Origin of the sequence: Streptococcus oralis subsp. tigurinus, from assembly GCF_002096275.1 — a bacterium.
GTDB classification, from domain to species: Bacteria; Bacillota; Bacilli; order Lactobacillales; family Streptococcaceae; genus Streptococcus; species Streptococcus oralis_CN.
Window position 1 is genome coordinate 1 of the sequence record NZ_NCUG01000007.1, and the last position, 245, is coordinate 245.

Here is a 245-nt window from a genome sequence, read left to right on the forward strand (position 1 = left end):
GGAAGCATGAAAGAAGGCTTCACCATTACCAATAAGGAAAAGACTCCGTGGGCTCCAATGATCCCACCAACCCGAGCGATCACGGTCACAAAAGAGTGGCAAGACTCAGATGGCAACAAGATTGACGCGCCTGTAGACAGTGTCACAGTTGAACTCTATAAAGACGGCGTGGCAACTGGTCAAGTACAAGAGTTGACCAAAGCCAACAACTGGACAGCCAGCTTTGAGCAACAGCCAGTCTCTGC

At 50.2% G+C, this 245-nt stretch carries 1 protein-coding gene; it reads left to right on the forward strand.

The genetic code is table 11. The features are described 5' to 3' along the window. On the forward strand, nt 1–245 hold a 245-nt coding region (locus B7725_RS00035), incomplete at both ends, for a Cna B-type domain-containing protein (protein WP_142357338.1).